15 protein-coding genes are annotated in these 17,459 nt (G+C 73.3%); 12 read left to right on the top strand and 3 right to left on the bottom strand.

All coding sequences use genetic code 11. The features are described 5' to 3' along the window. The first annotated feature begins 83 nt into the window (after positions 1 to 83). The 4 genes from ABT122_RS14945 (at position 84) to ABT122_RS14930 (ending at position 6,265) form a co-directional block, all read left to right on the top strand. Positions 84 to 1,574, top strand: a complete 1,491-nt coding sequence (locus tag ABT122_RS14945; protein WP_351550818.1) for an MFS transporter — start codon at positions 84 to 86, stop codon at positions 1,572 to 1,574. A 705-nt stretch (positions 1,575 to 2,279) separates the two neighbouring features. Next, the gene (locus tag ABT122_RS14940; RefSeq protein ID WP_351550815.1) at positions 2,280 to 4,073 is read left to right on the top strand and encodes a DEAD/DEAH box helicase; all 1,794 of its coding nucleotides are present in this window, start codon (positions 2,280 to 2,282) and stop codon (positions 4,071 to 4,073) included. Between the two features lie 289 nt (positions 4,074 to 4,362). Continuing rightward, positions 4,363 to 5,004, top strand: a complete 642-nt coding sequence (locus ABT122_RS14935; protein WP_351550812.1) for an IclR family transcriptional regulator — start codon at positions 4,363 to 4,365, stop codon at positions 5,002 to 5,004. A 466-nt stretch (positions 5,005 to 5,470) separates the two neighbouring features. Next, on the top strand, positions 5,471 to 6,265 hold the full coding sequence (locus ABT122_RS14930) for a hypothetical protein (protein WP_351550809.1): 795 nt from the start codon (positions 5,471 to 5,473) through the stop codon (positions 6,263 to 6,265). Positions 6,266 to 6,283: 18 nt separating this feature from the next. On the opposite strand, the gene ABT122_RS14925 is transcribed toward ABT122_RS14930, so the two are convergent. Further along, entirely contained in the window at positions 6,284 to 6,754 is a 471-nt protein-coding gene (locus ABT122_RS14925; protein ID WP_351550951.1) for an Lrp/AsnC family transcriptional regulator, read from the bottom strand. A 133-nt stretch (positions 6,755 to 6,887) separates the two neighbouring features. Here ABT122_RS14925 and hppD point away from each other — a divergent pair, with 133 nt between their 5' ends. The 5 genes from hppD (at position 6,888) to ABT122_RS14900 (ending at position 12,309) form a co-directional block, all read left to right on the top strand. Continuing rightward, on the top strand, positions 6,888 to 8,021 hold the full coding sequence (gene hppD / locus ABT122_RS14920; protein ID WP_451068891.1) for a 4-hydroxyphenylpyruvate dioxygenase: 1,134 nt from the start codon (positions 6,888 to 6,890) through the stop codon (positions 8,019 to 8,021). Positions 8,022 to 8,104: 83 nt separating this feature from the next. Then, positions 8,105 to 8,836, top strand: a complete 732-nt coding sequence (locus ABT122_RS14915) for a response regulator transcription factor (RefSeq protein ID WP_351550803.1) — start codon at positions 8,105 to 8,107, stop codon at positions 8,834 to 8,836. Next, complete coding sequence (locus ABT122_RS14910; RefSeq protein ID WP_351550800.1) at positions 8,823 to 10,973, top strand: sensor histidine kinase; 2,151 nt, start codon at positions 8,823 to 8,825, stop codon at positions 10,971 to 10,973. The genes ABT122_RS14915 and ABT122_RS14910 overlap by 14 nt, the downstream gene beginning before the upstream one ends. 105 nt (positions 10,974 to 11,078) lie before the next feature. Further along, positions 11,079 to 11,603, top strand: coding sequence for a hypothetical protein (locus ABT122_RS14905; protein WP_351550797.1), 525 nt, complete (start codon positions 11,079 to 11,081; stop codon positions 11,601 to 11,603). 76 nt (positions 11,604 to 11,679) lie between these two features. Further along, entirely contained in the window at positions 11,680 to 12,309 is a 630-nt protein-coding gene (locus ABT122_RS14900; RefSeq protein WP_351550794.1) for a class F sortase, read from the top strand. A gap of 415 nt (positions 12,310 to 12,724) precedes the next feature. Here ABT122_RS14900 and ABT122_RS14895 read toward each other — a convergent pair whose 3' ends face one another. Then, positions 12,725 to 14,152, bottom strand: coding sequence for a tetratricopeptide repeat protein (locus ABT122_RS14895; protein WP_351550791.1), 1,428 nt, complete (start codon positions 14,150 to 14,152; stop codon positions 12,725 to 12,727). 108 nt (positions 14,153 to 14,260) lie between these two features. Here ABT122_RS14895 and ABT122_RS14890 point away from each other — a divergent pair, with 108 nt between their 5' ends. Next, positions 14,261 to 15,628 carry an FAD-binding oxidoreductase gene (locus ABT122_RS14890; RefSeq protein WP_351550788.1) on the top strand — a complete coding sequence of 456 codons (1,368 nt, stop codon included), beginning with the start codon at positions 14,261 to 14,263 and terminating at the stop codon, positions 15,626 to 15,628. Positions 15,629 to 15,803: 175 nt separating this feature from the next. Continuing rightward, complete coding sequence (locus ABT122_RS14885) at positions 15,804 to 16,184, top strand: VOC family protein (RefSeq protein ID WP_351550785.1); 381 nt, start codon at positions 15,804 to 15,806, stop codon at positions 16,182 to 16,184. Here the strand turns inward: ABT122_RS14885 and ABT122_RS14880 are convergent. Next, a complete protein-coding gene (locus tag ABT122_RS14880) occupies positions 16,181 to 16,687 on the bottom strand; it encodes an SsgA family sporulation/cell division regulator (protein ID WP_351550782.1) in 507 nt (168 codons plus the stop codon). The genes ABT122_RS14885 and ABT122_RS14880 overlap by 4 nt on opposite strands. 515 nt (positions 16,688 to 17,202) lie before the next feature. Between ABT122_RS14880 and ABT122_RS14875 the strand changes: the two genes are divergently transcribed. Beyond that, on the top strand, positions 17,203 to 17,459 hold a 257-nt coding region (locus ABT122_RS14875; RefSeq protein ID WP_351550779.1), incomplete at its 3' end, for a DUF2510 domain-containing protein.

Genomic DNA, 17,459 nt, shown 5'->3' with positions numbered 1-17,459 from the left:
TCACAGACGTACGACCAAGGGACCACCTCCGGTAGCGACCTGCGACAGGGTTCACATTCGGCCATGCCCCTTACTCTTGGGCCATGACCGCCCTGGAACCCCGTGACGCCGAGGTCACGCCGCCGACAGCTGTGAACACCGCCGAGCCCGACGCCGCACGCGGCGAGGAACGGGCTCAGGCCAGCGGGATTCTCGGGCGGACCCACCGGGCGCTCAGTATCGGGATCATCGCCGTCGTGCTGCTGATCGCCTTCGAGGCGACCGCGGTCGGCACCGCGATGCCCGTCGCCGCGCGGGAGCTGAACGGGATCGGGCTGTACGCCTTCGCCTTCTCCTCCTACTTCACCACCAGCCTCTTCGCCATGGTCCTCTCCGGGCAGTGGGCCGACCGCGACGGGCCGCTCCGGCCGCTCGCCGCCGGGATCTCGGCGTTCGCGGTCGGGCTGCTGCTCTCCGGGACCGCCGGCACCATGTGGCTCTTCATCCTCGGACGGGCCGTGCAGGGGCTCGGCGGCGGGCTGGTGATCGTCGCGCTGTACGTGGTCATCGGCCGCGCCTACCCGGAGCGGCTCCGGCCCGCCATCCTCGCCGCCTTCGCCGCGAGCTGGGTGATCCCCTCGGTCGTCGGACCGCTCGCCTCCGGGACCGTCACCGAGCAGCTCGGCTGGCGCTGGGTCTTCGTCGGCATCCCCGTCCTCGTCGTCTTCCCGCTCGCCCTCGCCCTGCCCGCGATACGGCGGACGGCCTCCGGTCCCGCCGACAAGGCCGCGCCCCGCCCGCCCTTCGACGCCCGCAGGATCAGGCTCGCCCTCGGTATCTCGCTGGGGGTGGGGCTGCTCCAGTACGCGGCCCAGGACCTGGAGTGGATCTCCCTCCTCCCGGCCGCGCTCGGCGCGGCGCTGATGGTGCCCGCCGTGCTCGGGCTGCTGCCCAAGGGCACCTACCGCGCGGCACGCGGGCTGCCCTCCGTCGTCCTGCTGCGCGGTGTCGCCGCCGGGTCCTTCATCGCCGCCGAGTCCTTCGTACCGCTGATGCTGGTCACCCAGCGGGGGCTGTCGCCCACGATGGCCGGGCTCTCGCTCGCGGTCGGTGGGGCGACCTGGGCCCTCGGTTCGTTCCTCCAGTCCCGGCCCCGCATGGAGCCGCACCGGCAGCGGCTGATGGTCGGCGGGATGATCCTGGTGGCCGCCGCGATAGCCACCGCGCCGAGCGTGCTGATCCCGTCGGTGCCGGTGTGGATCGTGGGGGTCGCGTGGGGGGTTGGCTGTTTCGGCATGGGCATGGTGATCGCTTCGACCAGTGTGCTGCTGCTGAAGCTCTCCGCGCCTGAGGAGGCCGGGGCGAACTCGGCCTCCCTCCAGATCTCGGACGGCCTCTCCAATGTGATGCTGCTCGCTGCGGGAGGGGCGGCGTTCGCCGCGCTCGGCGGGGGGTCGGTGGCGGGGCATGCCGTCACGGCGGCGGGGGAGTCGCAGCCGGTGGCCTTCGCGGTGGTGTTCCTTCCGATGGCGGTGGTGGCGCTGGCGGGGGCCTGGGTGGCGACGCGCCTCCGCGTACGCCCCGACCCCGCGTAGCCCGCCCCCGGACGCACCCGAGCCCCGGGCCCCTGCCCGCCCCCGGGTCCCCACCGCGCCCTGCCCCACCACTGGCGCCTGAGCCGCGCCGCCTCTGCTTCTCTGGTGTGTTCGGGCGCCCGGCCTCGCTGTGGGCGCCCCCCCGGATGCAGCCCCGGGGGAGTTCGAGTGGCACCACCCGGCCTCTCCGCGCTTGAGGCCGCTCCGCCTCGGCCTCTCCTGTGTTCGAGCAGCACCACTCCAGCCGCTTCGGCGATTGGGCCGCACCATCCCCACCCCTCCGGCGAGCTGAGGCACGAAATCCAGCCCCGCCGGCGTTTGGGCCGGGCCACCTTCACCGCTCCGGCGAGCTGAGGCACGAAATCCAGCCTCGCCGGCGTTTGGGTCGGGCCACCTTCACCGCTCCGGTGAGCTGAGGCACGAAATCCAGCCTCGCCGGCGTCTGAGGCGCGGGGGTTCGGGGGCTGGCCCCCGACCCGGGCCCGCAGGATGCGGGCACCTGTGGCACAGGGTCCGTCCTCAAGCGCCGGACGGGCTGGGTTTGCCGGACGGGCTGGGGTGCTCGGGCTTCGGGGGGTGACCCGGGTGGGGTGTGTGAAGCGGGTCTCACCGGTCGCCCCGCGCGCCTCGGCCGGGGCCGGCACCCCGGTAGGGTGGCCCGGTTGTCATACCCGTCGTGACTGGACCAGCGCCGAACCGGAGACCGTGACTACTACCGCCTCCCACTCCCACCACCTGTCCCCCGCCTTCCCCGGCCGCGCCCCCTGGGGCACCGCCGGCAAGCTGCGCGCCTGGCAGCAGGGCGCCATGGACAGATACCTCCAGGAGCAGCCCCGCGACTTCCTCGCCGTCGCCACCCCCGGCGCCGGCAAGACCACCTTCGCGCTCACCCTCGCCTCCTGGCTGCTGCACCACCATGTCGTCCAGCAGGTGACCGTCGTCGCCCCGACCGAGCATCTGAAGAAGCAGTGGGCCGCGGCGGCCGCGCGGGTCGGGATCAAGCTCGACCCCGACTACAGCGCCGGGCCGCTCAGCAAGGAGTACCACGGCGTCGCCATCACCTACGCCGGTGTCGGCGTACGCCCCATGCTCCACCGCAACCGCTGCGAGCAGCGCAAGACCCTCGTCATCCTCGACGAGATCCACCACGCCGGCGACTCCAAGTCCTGGGGCGAGGCCTGCCTCGAAGCCTTCGACCCGGCCACCCGCCGGCTCGCGCTCACCGGCACCCCCTTCCGCTCGGACACCAACCCGATCCCCTTCGTCACGTACGAGGAGGGCAACGACGGCATCCGCCGGTCCGCCGCCGACTACACCTACGGATACGGCAACGCCCTGGGCGACGGAGTCGTCCGGCCCGTGATCTTCCTCAGCTACAGCGGCAACATGCGCTGGCGCACCAAGGCCGGCGACGAGGTCGCCGCCCGCCTCGGCGAGCCGATGACCAAGGACGCCGTCTCCCAGGCCTGGCGCACCGCGCTCGACCCGCGCGGCGACTGGATGCCCAATGTGCTGCGCGCCGCCGACCAGCGGCTGAGCGAGGTCCGCAAGTCCATCCCGGACGCCGGTGGGCTGGTCATCGCCGCCGACCAGGACGCGGCCCGCTCGTACGCCAAACTCATCCGCGAGATCACCGGGGTGAAAGCCACTGTCGTCCTCTCCGACGACACCGGCGCCTCCAAGCGCATCGACGAGTTCAGCGAGAGCGGCGACCGCTGGATGGTCGCCGTCCGGATGGTGTCCGAGGGCGTCGACGTCCCCCGCCTCGCCGTCGGCGTCTACGCCACCACCATCTCCACCCCGCTCTTCTTCGCCCAGGCCGTCGGCCGTTTCGTCCGCTCGCGCCGGCGCGGTGAGACCGCGTCCGTCTTTCTGCCCACCATCCCCATGCTCCTCGGCTTCGCCAACGAGATGGAGGTCGAGCGCGACCACGTCCTCGACCGGCCGAAGAAGGACGGCGACGACGAGGACCCGTACGCCGAGTCCGAGAAGGAGATGGACGAGGCCAACCGCGAGCAGGACGAGGACACGGGCGAGCAGGACACCCTGCCCTTCGAGGCCCTGGAGTCGGACGCCGTCTTCGACCGGGTCATGTACAACGGCGCCGAGTTCGGCATGCAGGCGCACCCCGGCAGCGAGGAGGAGCAGGACTACCTCGGCATCCCCGGGCTCCTCGAACCCGACCAGGTGCAGATGCTTCTCCAGAAGCGGCAGGCGCGGCAGATCGCCCACAGCCGCAAGAAGCCCGACTCCGAGGCCGATCTGCTGGAGCTGCCCGCCGAGCGCAGGCCCGTCATCTCGCACAAGGAACTCCTGGAACTGCGCAAGCAGTTGAACACCATGGTGGGCGCCTATGTCCATCAGAGCGGCAAGCCGCACGGCGTCGTCCACACCGAGCTGCGGCGGGTCTGCGGCGGGCCGCCGAGCGCGGAGGCGACCGCCGGGCAGATCCGGGAGCGCATCAAGAAGGTGCAGGAGTGGGCCACCCGGATGCGGTGAGTCCGGCTGCCGGGAAGGCTCAGGGGAGGCCCGGGGAAGGCCCGGGGGAGTGGCGCCGGAGCCGGTCCATCACGTGCTGACGCCCGGATTCTGGACGAGGTCTTCCGCTGAGCGGACCGGGTCGATACTGTCCCGGGCAATGCAAGCGCCCCGTGGCAGCGCCGCCGCGGAGCCCAGTCGGTGTGCCTTGGCCTGCCGGCGGGCCTCTGGGGCGCGGCGCCAACGGGACCGGTGCCGCGACACAACGCCATGAGAGTCCGCCGTCACACACTCCGAAGGAGAGGGCGTCGTGACCGCGGAGACATCCCAGACGCTCGACCGAGGACTGCGCGTCCTCAAACTGCTCGCCGACACCGATCACGGGCTGACCGTCACCGAGTTGTCCAACAAGCTCGGTGTCAACCGGACTGTCGTCTACCGGCTGCTCGCCACCCTGGAGCAGCACGCCCTCGTCCGCCGCGACCTCGGCGGGCGTGCCCGCGTGGGGCTCGGGGTGCTGCGGCTGGGCCGCCAGGTGCACCCGCTGGTGCGGGAGGCGGCGATGCCCGCGCTGCGGGCGCTCGCCGAGGACATCGGGGCGACCGCGCATCTCACCCTGGTGGACGGGGCGGAGGCGCTGGCGGTCGCCGTGGTCGAGCCGACCTGGACCGACTATCACGTGGCGTACCGGGCGGGCTTCCGGCACCCCCTCGACCGGGGGGCGGCGGGCCGGGCGATTCTGGCCGCCCGGCAGCGGGACGCGGACGAGCCCGGGTACACCCTGACCCACGGGGAGCTGGAGGCGGGGGCGAGCGGGGCTGCGGCGGCGCTGGTGGGGGTGACGGGGATAGAGGGGAGTGTGGGGGTGGTGATGCTCGCGGACGCTGTTCCCGAGCGGGTCGGGCGCCGTGTGATGGACGCGGCCCGCGAGGTCGCCGACGCCCTCCGCTGACCCCGGGGCCGTCCTCCGTCCCGTGCGGGCCCGTGTGCCCCGGGGTCCGTCCTCAATCGCCGGACGGGCTGAGATTCCCGCCCGTCGGGGCCCCGGGCCGTCTCGGCCTCCACGGTGTTCGGGGCGTACCCACCCGGTCTTCCCGGTGGCCTGAGTGATCCCCGCCCTCGTCGGCGCCCCGGGCCGTCTCGGCCTCCTTGGCGTTGTTTGAGGCGTACCCACCCCGCTTTCCCGGTGGTCTGAGTGATCCCCGCCGTGTCGGACAGCCGGGCCATCTGAGCCCCGCCGGCGTTTGAGGCGCGGGGGTTCGGGGGCGGGCCCCCGACGAGGGGCCGCGCGCGGCGGGTGGCTCGGGCACCCCCGGGCCCCGGGCACCCCCCGGCCCCAGGCGCTCCCGGCCCCGGGGCACCCCCGGGCACCCCGGCCGCGGGGCACGGGGGCGGGGGCGGCCCGATAGATTGGGGGCGTGGCCTTCCGTCTTCCGCGCACCCGCGCCCTCGCCCTCACCCTCAGCGCCCTCCCCATCGCCGCCCTCCTCGCCGTCGCCGCCCTCGCCCCCCTCCCGTACGTCATCGCCGGGCCCGGGGACACCGCGGATGTCCTCGGCGAGCACAAGGGCGCCCCGGTCATCTCCATCACCGGCGCGCCCGTCCGCCCGACCCAGGGCGCGCTGCGGATGACCACGATCCTCGCCACCGGCCCGGACACCGAGGTCGATCTCGCCCGGGTCGCCGACAGCTGGCAGCGCACGGACCGCTCCGTCCTGCCCCGCGACTCCGTCTACCCCTCCGGCAAGTCCAGCCAGGAGGTCTCCGAGCGCAATCTCGCGGACATGGCGGAGTCCCAGCACGAGGCGACCCGGGCGGCGCTCTCGTACCTCGGTGAGGACCCGAAGAAGGTGAAGGTCACCCTCCGGCTGGCCGATGTGGGCGGACCCAGCGCCGGGCTGCTCTTCTCCCTCGGCATCGTCGACAAGCTCGACGGCAACGGCTCCGGCGGCGATCTCACCGGCGGCCGGAACATCGCCGGTACGGGAACGATCAGCGCCGACGGCACGGTCGGCCCGGTCGCCGGCGTGGCGCTGAAGACCCAGGCCGCCAAGCGCGACGGCGCCACGGTCTTCCTGGTGCCGAAAGGGGAGTGCGAGTCCGCGCGGGCCGGGGCCGATGACGGGCTCCGGCTGATCCCCGTGGCCACCCTGAAGGGCGCGGTGGAGTCCCTCCGCGCCCTGGACGAGGGAGCCCGGGTCCCCTCCTGCTGACCCGGCCCCCGCCGGGGGCTACTCGTCCGCCGCCGCCTGCTCCACCAGCGGGATGATCCGCAGCCGCACCGGGTTCTCCATCACGATCGCCGTCGAGGCCCGCATGATCCCCTCGAAGCCCACCACCCGGTCGATCACCCGCTGGAGATCCGCGTTGGAGCGGGCCACCAGCCGGCAGAGCATGTCCCCGTGCCCGGTCGTCGTGTGCAGCTCCAGCACCTCGGGGACGTTCGCCAGATGCGCCCGCACATCCGCCCCCTGCCCCTGCTTGATCTCCAGGGTCGCGAAGGCCGTGACCGGATAGCCGAGCGCCGCCGGATCGACATCGGGGCCGAAGCCCCTGATCACCCCGTGCGCCCGGAGCCGGTCGAGGCGCGCCTGCACCGTCCCCCGCGCCACCCCGAGCCGCCGGGACGCCTCCAGCACCCCGATCCGGGGCTCGCGCGCCAGCAGCACGATCAAGCGGCCGTCCAGATGATCGATCGCCATCAGCTCTCCCGAGTGGTCATCCTGTACAGAAAGCATCACCATGGTGGGGCAGGGTTGTGCGGATTGCTCAGTGAAATGACGAACTGTTGCGCACCTTGTGGATCGAGCGCACGCTGCGGCTATGACTGAGACCATGGATCACCACCTGACCACCGCGCGCGAGGCCGACCCCTTCCCGGTGAAGGGAATGGACGCGGTCGTCTTCGCCGTCGGCAATGCCCGCCAGGCCGCGCACTACTACTCCACGGCCTTCGGCATGAAACTCGTCGCCTACTCCGGACCGGAGAACGGCAGCCGGGAGACCGCGAGTTACGTACTGGAGAGCGGTGCCGCCCGCTTCGTCCTCACCTCGGTCATCAAACAGTCCACCGACTGGGGCCACTTCCTCGCCGGCCATGTCGCCGAACACGGCGACGGGGTGATCGACCTCGCGATCGAGGTCCCCGACGCCCGTGCCGCGTACGCCTATGCCACCGCGCACGGAGCGCGCGGCGTCACCGAGCCGTACGAACTCAAGGACGAGCACGGCACGGTGGTGCTCGCCGCCATCGCCACCTACGGGAAGACCCGGCACACCCTGGTCGACCGCTCCGGCTACGACGGCCCCTACCTCCCCGGGTTCACCGCCGCCGAGCCCATGGTCGCGCCGCCCGCCAAGCGGACCTTCCAGGCCATCGACCACTGCGTCGGCAATGTCGAACTCGGCCGGATGAACGAGTGGGTGGCCTTCTACAACAACGTCATGGGCTTCACCAACATGAAGGAGTTCGTGGGCGACGACATCGCCACCGAGTACTCCGCCCTGATGTCGAAGGTCGTCGCCGACGGCACCCTCAAGGTCAAGTTCCCGATCAACGAGCCCGCCATCGCGAAGAAGAAGTCCCAGATCGACGAGTATCTGGAGTTCTACGGCGGCGCCGGGGTCCAGCACATCGCCCTCGCGACCAACGACATCGTCTCGACCGTGCGCGCCATGCGCGCCGCCGGTGTGACCTTCCTGGACACCCCGGACTCGTACTACGACACCCTCGGCGAGTGGGCCGGCGAGACCCGGGTCCCGGTCGAGACGCTGCGCGAGCTGAAGATCCTCGTCGACCGCGACGAGGACGGCTATCTGCTCCAGATCTTCACCAAGCCGGTGCAGGACCGGCCGACGGTCTTCTTCGAGATGATCGAACGCCATGGCTCGATGGGCTTCGGCAAGGGCAACTTCAAGGCCCTCTTCGAGGCGATCGAGCGCGAGCAGGAGAAGCGCGGCAACCTCTGACGCACCCTGGACGCCCCCGCCGGGCAGCCCCCGCCCCTGCCCGGCGCACGGCCCGCCACCGCCCTCCGCCTACGATGCGGCTCGTGTGCGCACAAGTGATGATCGCCGAGGACGACGAGAAGCAGGCCGAGCTGGTCCGCCGCTATCTCGAACGGGAGGGCCACGCCGTCACGCTCGTGCGCGACGGCCGCTCCGCCATCGAGGCCGTCCGGCACCGCCCACCCGATCTGCTCGTCCTCGATGTGATGATGCCCAAGGTCGACGGCCTGGACGTGCTGCGCATCCTGCGCGCCGAGGCGTACGAACTCCCGGTGCTGATGCTCACCGCCCGCACCACCGAGGACGATCTGCTGCTCGGGCTCGACCTGGGCGCCGACGACTACATGACCAAGCCCTACAGCCCCCGTGAGCTGATGGCCCGGGTCCGCACCCTGCTCCGGCGCGCCCGCAGGGCGGCCCCCGGGCCGGAGGAGCCGCCGGGGGAGCCGGTGCTCGCGGTCGGCTCCCTCGTCGTGGACCCGCAGCGGCACGAGGTCACCGTCGACGGCGTCCGGATCGACTGCACCCCGGGGGAGTTCCGCATCCTCGCCGCGATGGTGGCCGAACCGGGCCGGGTCTTCACCCGGCAGCAGCTCCTGGAGGAGCTGCACGGCTTCGCCCGCTACATAGGCGACCGGACCGTGGACGTCCACATCATGAATCTGCGCAAGAAGATCGAGCCCGCGCCCCGGCGTCCGGAGCGGCTGCTCACGGTCTTCGGCGTGGGCTACAAGCTGGCGGCACCCGAGAGGCAGCCGCGCCATGCCCGGCCGTGAGCCCGGCCCCCCTGGCGGGCCCCGTCGTGAGCCCCGTCGCCGGTCCCGTCGTGGGCCCGGGCAGGAGCGCGGCCGGGGGAGCCCCCGGCGGCTGCCGCTGCGCAGAAGCCTCCTGGGCCGGCTGCTCGCCGTCTCCGCGCTGGTCGCCGCCTGCTCGGTCGCCGCCACCGCCTGGCTCGCCGTCCAGACCACCACCGGCGCCATCCGCCAGGAACAGGGCCAGAACCTCACCGACGGCGCCCGGATCTACGACGCCCTGCGCGGCCACGCGGCCACCAGCGCACGCTGGGACGGCGTCCAGAAGACCGTGCGCGACCTGGCCCGGAAGTACGACCGCCGGATAGCGCTCACCACCCGGGACCGCAGGACCATCGCGGACTCCGCGGGCCAGGGCGCCGGGAGCGGCTCCGGCTCAGGCTCAGGCTCAAGTTCCGGTTCCGGTTCCGGTTCCGGTTCCGGGGCGCCCGCCCCCGCGCTGCCCGCGCAGGCGTCCGCCGTGGTCGACCCGCTCAACCCGCACACCGCCCTCGCCCCCGCCGCCGTACCGAACGGCGCCGACCCCGCCGACCGGATCGACCCGCGCGCCGTGGGCCCCTTCCGGCTCCCCGCCGCCGAGCGCGCCACCCTGCGGAAGACCGCCCGGGGGACCGTGGCCTGTCTGCGCGACTACGCGCTGGCCGCCGACATCGTCGAGACCCCGAGCGGCCGGCCGCACATCCGGATCGTCGGCCACAACGGCGGCGATGTCCCCGCCGGCACCCGCTGCGGCGAGAACACCCTCGCCGAGCCCACCCGTACCGAGGCCAGGGCCCTCACCGCGCTCAACAAGCTCTCCGACGACTGTCTGAAGCTGAAGGGACGGAAGGGGGTACGGCTGAACCTGGACCTCTCCTGGAAGGGCGGGCCCCCGGCACCGGAGAAGATGCCGGAGCCCGTCGTGGACGGCGGCGGCAGCGCCGTGCGCCCGCTCCCGGCCCCGCCGCCCTCCGACGGCATGCTGGTGCTGCCCCGCTCGAAGCCCGGCGACAGCGCCGCCGACCGGGACATCGCCTCCTGCGTCGAGACCGCCCGCCGCGAGCAGCTCACCTCCCATGTCTCCCCGCCCGCGCTGCTCTTCATCGGCGACTCCGACGGGCCCACCGTCCCCGGTTTCGACCTCTCCCCGGAGAACACCGCCCGGATCGTCGGCGTCGCCGCCCTCGTCCTCGCGCTGACCTTCGGCGCGACCCTGCTGGCCGCCTCCCGGCTCGTCCGGCCGCTGCGCGCCCTCACCGGCGCCGCCCAGCGGATGAAGGACGGGGAGCGCTCCGAGCCCGTACCGGTCACCACCGACAACGAGATCGGAAGGCTGGCCGCCGCCTTCAACGACATGACCGCGCACCGTGCCCGGATGGAGGCCCAGCGACGGGCGATGGTCAGCGATGTGGCGCATGAGCTGCGCACCCCGCTGAGCAATATCCGCGGCTGGCTGGAGGGCGCGCAGGACGGCATCGCCGAGCCCGACGAGGCCTTTGTCTCCTCGCTGCTGGAGGAGGCGGTGCAGCTCCAGCACATCATCGACGACCTCCAGGACCTGGCGGAGGCCGACGCGGGCGCCCTGCGGCTGCACCCCGAACCGGTCGGGATCGCCGAACTGGTCTGCCAGGTCGCCGCCGCCCACCAGGGCCGCGCCGACACCGCGGGCGTCACCCTGCGCACCGTCGCGGACGAGGACCTGCCGGTGCTGCGCGCGGACCCGGTCCGGCTGCGGCAGGCGGTGGGGAACCTGGTCTCCAACGCGGTACGGCACACTCCGCCCGGCGGGTCGGTCACCCTGCGGGCGCACCGCTGCGGCGAGGGCCGGCTCGCGGTGGCCGTCGCCGACACCGGGGAGGGGATCGCGGCGGACGATCTGCCCTATGTCTTCGACCGCTTCTGGCGGGCCGAGAAGTCCCGCAACCGTCGGACCGGCGGGAGCGGGCTCGGTCTGGCGATCGTCCGCAAGCTGGTGGAGGGGCACGGGGGTTCGGTGGACGTGGAGAGCAGGGCGGGCCACGGGGCGGTGTTCACGCTCCGGCTGCCGGTGGCCGGTCCGCCGGAGGAGGGCGCGCGGCGGGGGGCGGGCGACGGGGCTGATACGCCCACCACAACGATCTGACAGGTTCTTCACAACTTCAGGCCAGCCTGGCGTACGGGCCGGTCCGTGATCGCGACGCGGTCCCGGCACCACCACGTCCCAGCCGGTTTTCCGAATGGAGCCACCTTGAAGACTCGTCGTCTCTCCCTGCGCGCCCTCGCCGTCGCCACCGCGGCCGTCGGAGCGGCGCTCCTCCCGGCGGGTGCGGCGTTCGCCGACTCGTCGCCCACGGCCGTGCCCGCCGTCGAGAAGCCGGTCGACAAGTCCACCGCGCGGCCCGCCGAGAACCCCGCCGAGTTCCCGGTCAGGGAACTCGGCGACCAGAAGGGCAAGCCGTCCGGCCCGATGGTCCGTGTCCCGGTCGGCGGGGTCGCCGCCGGCGACAAGCCCGTGGTGGCGAAGGAGCGGAAGCCCGCGGCCGCGCCCATGGCGGTCAAGCCCGGCAAGGCCGACAAGGGCGACAAGGCCGCCCCGGTTGTCGTCGCCCCGCGCGGGGGAGTCGCCGCCGGTGAGCAGACCGCCGCGAGCACGAGCACGAGCACGAACGGGAGCGGGAACGGGACCGCGGCGCTCGCCGGAACGGCGGTCGCCTTCGCGCTGGTGGCGGGCGCGGGGACCTTCGTCGTCCGCCGCCGCGCCACCCTCGGCTGACGCCGGTCCACCACCCTCCCGCAGTGGCACCGCGCGCGCGGTGCCACTGCGGCCCCGTCCGCCTCCTGGAGTCCTGATGACCACCCAGCGCCCCGTCGGGGCCCTCGCGCTCGTCCTCGTCGCCCTCACCGCCGTGACGGCCTGCTCCTCCGGCGCCTCGGAGACCGGCGCGGCCGGGGACACCGCCCCGAGCACCCGGGCCCCCGCCTCCGCCCCCGCTTCTGCCTCCGCTTCTTCCTCCGCGCCGGCTCCCGCGCGGCCCGCGCCTCCCGTCCAGGTCTCCATCCCCTCCATCGGTGTGCGGAGCACGCTGATGTCCCTCGGCCTCAACAAGGACGGCACGGTCGAGGTCCCGCCCCCGGAGAAGGGCATGACGGCCGGCTGGTACACCGGGGCGCCCGTCCCCGGGGAGCGGGGGGCGTCCGTGATCATCGGTCACAACAACACCCGTTTCGGGAAGGCGGTCTTCCACGACCTGAGGAAGGTCGGCAAGGGGGCGGAGATCGCGGTGCGGAACGCGGCGGGGGAGACGGCGAGGTTTACGGTGACGCGGACGGAGACGGTCGCGAAGAAGGCGTTTCCGACGGAGCGGGTCTATGCGCAGCCGAACACCCGCGACCTCCGCCTCATCACGTGCGATGGCGCTGTCGACGCCGAGGGGCACCCCCTCGACAACCTGATCGTCTACGCGACGGCCCAGACCTGACGTCCCGCCCCGCACGCGCCTCCATCGCCGGTGGGGCTGGACCACCCGGCCTGTCTGGGGGTACCTGCCGGAGGCAGCTCTGGGGGAGTTTGAGGACGGCCCCTGTGCGACAGGTGACCCGCACGGTGCGGGCCTCGGTCGGGGGCCAGCCCCCGAACCCCCGCGCCTCAATCGCCGACGGGGCTGGGTGGGTGCGTTTCCAGCGGCGGCGGGGCTGGGTGGGTGTGCCTCAATCGCCGACGGGGCTGGGTGGGTGCGTTTCCAGCGGCGGCGGGGCTGGGTGGGTGTGCCTCCAGCGTCGGCGGGGCTGGGGTGGTGCGTCTCCAGCGCCGGCGGGGCTGGGTGGGTGTGCCTCCAGCGTCGGCGGGGCTGGGTGGGTGTGCCTCCAGCGTCGGCTGGGCTGGGTGGGTGTGCCTCAATCGCCGGCGGGGCCGGGTGCGCCCCCTCTCACCTTCCGCCCCCCACCTCCCATCGGCGGCCCCCCTGCCGGTGGGTCGCCCAGTCTGGTCAGGGCGCTTCGGGCCTCCGGTGCCAGGCGGGGTGAGAAGTGGGGGTTGATCCGGAGCGCCTGGCCGATGCTGCGGCGCGCCGGGCCGTACAGGGCGAGCGCCCGTTCGATCTCTCCCCGGTGGTAGGAGAAGAGCGGAATCCTCGGCCCCTCCTTCGTCGCCCGCTTCGCGTACGGCAGCGCCGCCTTCCCCCGGCCCGCCCGGAACAGCGCCCACCCCAGCGCGTCCGCCGTCTCCATGCTGTGCCGCCCGCGCTCCCACTCCGCCGTCAGCCGCCGCACCGCCTCCTCCGGGTCCCCGTGGTCCGCCTCGTACCGGCCGAGCAGCAGCTCCTGGTTGACCCCGCTCGCCGCCGCGCGCTCCGCCTCCGCCAGGGCCCGCCCGTACAGCTCCCCGGCCTCCCCGGTGAGCCCGAGCGACTCGTACAGCTCGCCCGCCTCCAGCGCGATCTCGGGCAGCGGCAGCCCCTCCAGCGCCGCCCGGTAGTCGCGGAAGGCGTCCTCCGTGCGGCCGAGTGCCGCCAGTGCCCGGGCCCGGGCGGCCCGTGCGCGGTGTTCGCCCGGGTCCAGTTCGAGCGCCAGGCCGTAGCTCCGGAGCGCCTCCTCCGGATCGCCGCGCTCCCAGGCGAAGTCCCCGAGGCGGCACAGGGCGGCGGCCCGCTCGGTGACCGTGGCCGCGCCGGAGACCGCGTCGTGCGCGTTGGCCGCCGCGTCCTCGCGCCACCCCCGGTCGCGGTAGACCTGCGCGGCGAGCCCCCGCGCCTGCGCCCCCGAGTACAGGGCCGTCAGCTTCTCCAGGGACGTACCGACCGCGTTGTAGTCGCCGAGCCCGCCGTACGCCTCGACCAGCGCCCGGTGCACCGTCCACCGCCGGGGCCGCTGCTGCTGCGCCCGCAGGGCGTGGTCGCGGGCGGTGGTCCAGTCCTGGCGGGCGGCGGCGAGGGCGGCGAGGCCGAGCAGCGCCTCGGTGTTGCCCCGGTCCGCGGGGAGCACCTCCAGCGAGCGCCGCAGCGCGCCCTCCGCCCGGGGGAGCGAGGCCCAGTCGGCGAACCGCGCCCCGCGCTCCGCGTACGCCGTCCCCAGAACGGCCCAGGACTCCTCGTCGCCGGGGTTGGCGCGCAGCCACCGCTCGCGCTCCGCGATCAGCGCGTTCAGCTCCGGCAGCGCCGCCGGAGCGCCCGCCACCGCCGCCGTCCGCGCCCGCGCGGCGGGCCCGGGCGCCGGGCGGGCCCCCGAGGCCCCGGGGTCGGGGGGCGCGAGCGCCAGCACCCCGGCGACCAGCGTCGCGGCGACGAGCGTCCCGACAGCGGCGTTCTTCATATGTTCACTGCGCATACCGCTCACTGTGCGTCAGCGGGCAGCTCATCCGAAGAACGCGCCCCGCGGCACGGAGCGGAACGCGGACGGGTTCACACCGATGGCCCCGGGTGCGACGCTGGGATCATGGACGATCTCCTCGCGCGGCTGCGTGCCGCCCTGCCGGCCGAAGCCCTGATCACCGATCCGGACGTGATGGTCTCGTACGGACGGGACATGGCGAGCTTCTGCGCCGCGGGCGCCCCCGCTGCCGTGGTGCTGCCGCGTACGGTCGAACAGGTCCAGGAGGTCATGCGCACGGCGACGGAGCTGCGCGTCCCCGTCGTCCCGCAGGGCGCTCGCACGGGACTCTCCGGCGCGGCCAACGCCTCCGACGGCTGCATCGTGCTGTCGCTGACCCGGATGGACCGGATTCTGGAGATCAGCCCGGTGGACCGGATCGCCGTGGTCGAGCCCGGGGTGGTCAACGCCGTGCTCGCGCGCGCGGTCGGCGAGGTGGGCCTCCACTACCCGCCGGACCCGTCGAGCTGGGAGACGTGCACCATCGGCGGGAACATCGGCACCGCGTCGGGCGGCCTGTGCTGTGTGAAGTACGGGGTGACGGCGGAGTACGTCCTCGGCCTGGAGGTCGTCCTCGCCGACGGCCGGCTGCTGTCCACCGGCCGCCGCACCGCGAAGGGGGTCGCGGGCTACGACCTGACCCGGCTGTTCGTCGGCTCCGAGGGCACGCTCGGCATCGTGGTCAAGGCGGTCCTGGGACTGCGCCCGAAGCCGCCCGCGCGGTTGGTGCTCGGCGCGGAGTTCGCCTCGCCCGCCGCGGCCTGCGAGGCGGTCTGCGCGATCATGGAGAGCGGTCACACCCCGTCGCTGCTGGAGCTGATGGACCGTACGACGGTCCGCGCGGTCAACGCGATGACCCGGATGGGACTGCCCGAGTCGACCGGGGCGCTGCTGCTCGCCGCGTTCGACACCCCGGACCCGGCGGCCGATCTGGCGGCGGTCGGCGAGCTGTGCCGGGCGGCGGGCGCCACCGAGGTCGTACCGGCGGACACGCCCGCCGAGTCCGAACTGCTGCTCCAGGCCCGCCGGTCGGCACTCCCCGCGCTGGAGACGATCAAGTCGGCGACGATGATCGACGATGTGTGCGTGCCGCGCTCCCGGCTGGGCGCGATGATCGAGGGTACGGAGGCCATCGCCGCGCGCCACGGTCTGACGATCGGCGTCTGCGCGCACGCGGGCGACGGGAACACCCATCCGGTGGTCTGTTTCGACCACCAGGACCCGGACGAGTCGCGCCGGGCGCGCGAGTCCTTCGACGAGATCATGGCGCTCGGGCTCGAACTGGGCGGAACGATCACCGGTGAGCACGGTGTCGGGGTGCTGAAGAAGGAGTGGCTGGCGAGGGAGCTGGGCCCGGTGGGACTGGAGTTGCAGCGGGGCGTCAAGCGGACCTTCGATCCGCTGGGGATTCTGAACCCGGGCAAGCTCTTCTGAGCCCCCAACCGGGCCGTCCGCAGGGTGATTTATCGCCAACCAGCTTGATTTCGCTGGTCCCGGGGACCGGCCCGGCGCCGGACCCCGGTCCTAAGGCGAATGCCCGATGGTCCGGCACGGCCCCTCCGCCTACCGTGAGATCACCGCAGCAGTGGAGATCCTCGAAGGAGAAGCCATGCCGGCACGACTCGACCACACCATTGTGCAGAGCAGCGACCGCCTCGCGGGGGCCCGCTTTCTCAGCGAGCTCATCGGAGGGGACGAGCCGAAGGAGTTCGGACCGTTCATGATGGTCCCGCTGGAGGGCGGGGTGACGCTGGACTATCTGACGACGGAGGGCTCGATAGTCGCCCAGCACCTGGCCTTTCTGGTCCCGGAGGAGGAGTTCGACGTCATCCTGGGCCGTATCGAGGACCGGGGACTGCCCTACTGGGCGGACCCGATGCACAACGAGCCCCAGGTGATCAACCATCACCACGGGGGCCGGGGCGTCTACATCGACGACCCGGACGGCCACTCGCTGGAGTTCCTCACGCATACCTACGTCACGGACTAGGCGCCGTCACCGTCCGGTGATTCGTCGACGGGCCGGGGGGCCTTCTCGCCGTGCGCGGGGAAGCGTCCGCCGGCCCAGAGCCGGTTGGCCCGCCGGGGCGAGAGCAGATCGGCCAGTTCGTGGTCGAGGTCGAGCCGCCCGCCCTCGGTGCCCGGCGGCACCACCCGCAGCGTCCGCTCCAGCCAGGCCGACACCACCGCCGCCGACACCTCCAGAAGCGCGTCCCCGTCGGGCGAGCTGAGCGCCATCAGCACCACGCTCCGCCCGTCCACCTTGGTGGGCCAGATCCGCACATCGCCGTGCCCGCACGGCCGGAACACCCCCTCCACGAGCAGCTCCCGGGCGAAGGTCCAGGTGACGGGGTGCTCGGAGCCGATGTGGAAGGTGATGTGCACGGCGTACGGGTCGGCGGTGCGGTAGGTCAGCCGCGCGGGCACCGGGATGCTGCGCTCGGGCGACAGGACCAGATTCAGTTCGAGTTCGCGTTCGACCACGGAGTGCATGAGGGCTCTCTTTCGCTGTACGGACCGGGCCATTCGCGGGCCCTTGCAAGGTGAGAGCGGGCTCGTGCTCAGCTATGACGCGGCTTTCCCGAAAAACTTTCCGTAATCGTCGGTCGCCCTGGGTAGCTGCTCCGGCGGGCCCCGGGACCTTCCGTGCGGAGCGGAGCGGACCGGGCCCGCGCGCGCCGGCACCGCACCCCGCCGCGCGGCCGTCCCTCACCCATGCCCCCGGTGGCCCGGTCCTCCGCCCGGCGACGCCCGGCACCCGCACCTCGCTCAGCGACGCGGCCCGACCGAATCCGGCCTCACCGGTGTTCGAGGCGCTCGGGGCTTCGGGGGCCTGTGGCACGGGGGCCGGTCCCCCGCTTCCCGGGGACGGGCTTCCCCGCGCCGGGTGCATGCGCGGAACCTCCCCGGATAGTGGTCGTTACAGCTGGACGGGCCCAGGTGCCCACAAGCGTCTGATATTTGTGGAGCCTTGAACTGAGGCTCTTGAGGAGATACGGGACCACGGTATGAGCGCCCCAACCCCGGCCGGCGGCGACGACAGTCCTCTGCCCGGCTACTACCCGGACCCCTCCATCCCCGGCTACGTCCGGTACTGGAACGGCGCGGCCTGGGTGCCCGGTACGAGCCGGCCCGCGCCCAAGGCGGGCGAGGTGATGCCCGAGACGCCCGGCCGGACGGGCCGGGTCCCGGACTCCTTCGTCTGGCGCCACGACTGGCCCGGGCGGACCCTGCGCGGCGCGGTCCTCTACGAGCTGCACATCGG

It is taken from the genome of Streptomyces sp. NPDC001985, from assembly GCF_040296845.1.
In the GTDB taxonomy this organism is placed as follows: domain Bacteria; phylum Actinomycetota; class Actinomycetes; order Streptomycetales; family Streptomycetaceae; genus Streptomyces.
This window is presented reverse-complemented; position numbering and strand designations above follow the sequence as displayed.